Origin of the sequence: Streptomyces murinus (genome assembly GCF_002154555.1) — a bacterium.
GTDB classification, from domain to species: domain Bacteria; phylum Actinomycetota; class Actinomycetes; order Streptomycetales; family Streptomycetaceae; genus Streptomyces; species Streptomyces murinus.
In genome coordinates this window covers 1-3092 of the sequence record NZ_MUNF01000281.1, presented here as the reverse complement: position 1 = coordinate 3092, position 3092 = coordinate 1, and the positions used below count along the sequence as shown (strand labels likewise).

1 protein-coding gene is annotated in these 3092 nt (G+C 63.6%); it reads right to left on the bottom strand.

The window, feature by feature from the left end; genetic code table 11:
- Nucleotides 1-3092: DEAD/DEAH box helicase (locus CCN72_RS18100; protein WP_244174301.1), on the bottom strand; the 3092-nt coding region annotated here is incomplete at its 5' end.

Genomic DNA, 3092 nt, shown 5'->3' with positions numbered 1-3092 from the left:
CTAGCCGGCGTTGATGGCCGCATAAGTCCAGACGTCAGCCGGTAGATCATTTTCCAGGCGCCAGGTGATGGACATGGGCTTGCTGCCGGTGTGCTGTTTGTAGGCGGCGGGACCTAGGAGCATCCAGGACTGAGGCTTGCCGATGTCAGTGTTCTTGTAGCGCCGCATGAAGAGGAGAACGTGACTGCCACGCTCCTTGTGGTGCTGGTAGCGCATGCCGGTGGGGGAGTTGGCGGCCGTCGTGCTCTGGGACTGCCAGTGGAAAAGCGTCCGGTTCAGTGCGTAGTCCTTGTAGCGGATGGTGGGTGAGAAGTCCTTCTCGTTCTTTTCGAGGGTGATGAGGAGGGCATCCGTTTGCAGGTCCTCGACCCACTGCACCCCTTGGGCGAAGGAGCGGGGCATCTGGCCACCGAAGCGGGCGACACCGAGGGCGGCGAGGATCTCCGAGCGGTTGTAGGCACTGTGCACCCTCAGTGGGAGCTTGCTTAGATGGCCGGACAGGGGGAGGGGGACATGGTCGGCCTGTTCCATGACATGTGCCAGCACCTGTCGGAGCTCATCCCGAAACGCACGCTGGGTACGCAGCGTCTCCAAGCCCTCCTGGTAGCTCGTGAAGCCACCAGCGTTGTCCCAGAGGTTGAAGAACAACATGCGGGCGTACGACTGGTCGGCTGGGCTCAGGTTCTCGTACGACGGCGCATCGTCCTGGAGGAGCCGCAGGTAGGCGCCAGCACGGTCTGGATCATCCACATGCAGGAAGGCATGGATCCGCTTGAGGAGTGCGGTCTCTGTGGGGGACGCGGACTCGTCCACGAGGCCGGCGCGGCGCAGTACCGTCGTCCATGAGTTGTCGCTCTTGTAGAGCTCCTTGATCTCCCGGCGACTCTCGCGGAGGTAGTCGGCGAGGCGAGGAGTGCTGTAATCCTTGACCTCCTTCACCAGCGTCTTCACCGTGGCACCCAGCTGAGTCCGGATGTTCTCGATGACGATGTCCTTCGACTTGCCCTCCAGGATGATCTGGCACCCGGATGGCAGTTGAGGGAAGTCGTGCTGGATGTGGTCCAGGAGCCGGTTTCGGGACAAGTTGGTCAGGGCGCGAAACTGTTCCTCAAAGCGGAACTCAGCTCGGTGCTGTCCGATGAAGTCAAGGACCGTGAGGACAGGCTTCGCTGGGGTTCGCCTGAGCCCTCGGCCCAGCTGCTGGAGGAAGACAGTGGCGCTGTTGGTGGGGCGCAGAAGCAGCAGGGTGTCGACGTCGGGGATGTCGAGTCCCTCGTTGAACAAGTCGACCGAGAAGATCACTTGGAGCGTGCCGTTCCGCAGGTCGTCCAGCGCCCGGGAGCGCACCTCGGGGGGTGAGTCACTGTCGAGCGCCACCGCGTTGAGGCCGGCCTGTCGAAAGAAGTCGGCCATGAAGCGAGCGTGCACCTTGGTCACGCAGAAGCCCAGTGCCCGCATGGCACCCGGGTTGGAGACCTTGTCCCGGATCTGCTTGACCACGATTCGGGCGCGCGCGTGATTGCCGGTGTAGAGGTTGCCCAAGTCTCGGTCCGTGTACGAGCCCTGCTGCCAACCAAGGTTCGTCAGATCCGTGCCGTCCGGGATGCCGAAGTAGTGGAAGGGGCAGAGCAGATCGTTTTCCAGGGCTTCCCAGAGCCGCATCTCGGCGGCGATGCGTCCCTCAAAGAACTCGTCCTGGACGTTGAGCCCGTCCATCCGCTCCGGGGTGGCCGTCAGACCCAGCAGTTCCTGCGGCGTGAAGTGGTCGATCACTCGCCGATAGGTGGTGGCGGTGGCGTGGTGGAACTCATCGATGACGATGATGTCGAAGTGATCGGGGGCCAACTGCTCCAGGCGCCGAACGTTGAGGGACTGGACACTGGCGAAGACGTGGTTCCACTCCCGCGGGTCCTGCCCTGCGTGCAGTAGCTCGCCAAACGATGCATCGTCTAGCACCTCGCGATAGGTGCGCAGCGACTGCTTGAGGATCTCCTTGCGGTGGGCCACGAACAGCAGCCGCGGTCGGGCCGCGCTACCTTCCTTGGCGCACAGGTCGCGATAGTCCAGTGCAGCCATCACCGTCTTCCCGGTGCCAGTTGCCGCGACCAGGAGATTGCGATGCCGGTCGCGAAGCTCCCGCTCGACAGTGAGCCGTTCCAGCATGTCCTGCTGGTGGGGGTAAGGGCGTACCTGAAGGCCAGAGAGGCTGATCTTTACGTCTGTGCCGGAGCTGACGCCGCTTGCCTGAGCCAGCGCTTCATCGAGTCGGGCGCCATGGAGGTCGGGGTCATACGTCTCGAAGGCGGGGTCGTTCCAGTACGCGTCGAACGTCGCCTCAAACTTGTCCAGCACGGCAGGTGTCGCCACGGATGACAGCCGTACGTTCCACTCCAGGCCATCGAGTAGGGCCGCTTTCGACAGGTTCGAGCTGCCGACGTATGCGGTGTCAAAGCCCGTCTTTCGCCTAAAGAGCCAGGCTTTGGCGTGCAGCCGGGTGGAGCGGATCTCGTAGTTGACCTTGACAGTAGCGCCGAAGTCCCGGACCAGCCGATCGAGCGCATGGCGGTCGGTGGCGCCGATATAGGTGGTCGTGATGACACGAATGGGCACTCCGCGGTCGCGCGCCGCACGCAGGGAGTCCTCCAGGACGCGAATGCCGTACCACTTCACGAACGCGCAGAGCAGGTCGATGCGGTCCGCCGTGGCGAGCTCTGCCCGCAGTTCGGCGCCGAGACTCAGGTCTTCGGGCGAGTTGGTGATGAGCGAGGTCTCGGACAGCGGTGTCAAGGGGCGCAACGCGTATACCCCGGGCGCCTCTTGCTTCGCCAACGTCAAAAGCTGCCGCGGACCATCGGCAATCGTGTTCCTTGGCGCATCGTCCGCGCTGCTCGTGTCTGAAGGTCCTGACGTGGCGAGCGCTTCAAGGACGCGATTCGCCACCTTGACTCGCTCCTCGGCCGGAAGCTGGGCCAACGTCTGGCCGACTGCATCACCAATGTGGCGAGCTAGGACATGGGGCGCTGACTCGGCGCTGACCTCGGCATCGATGGCCTTCCAGCCGGCCGCCTCGAACCGCGCTAGCTGATCACGCA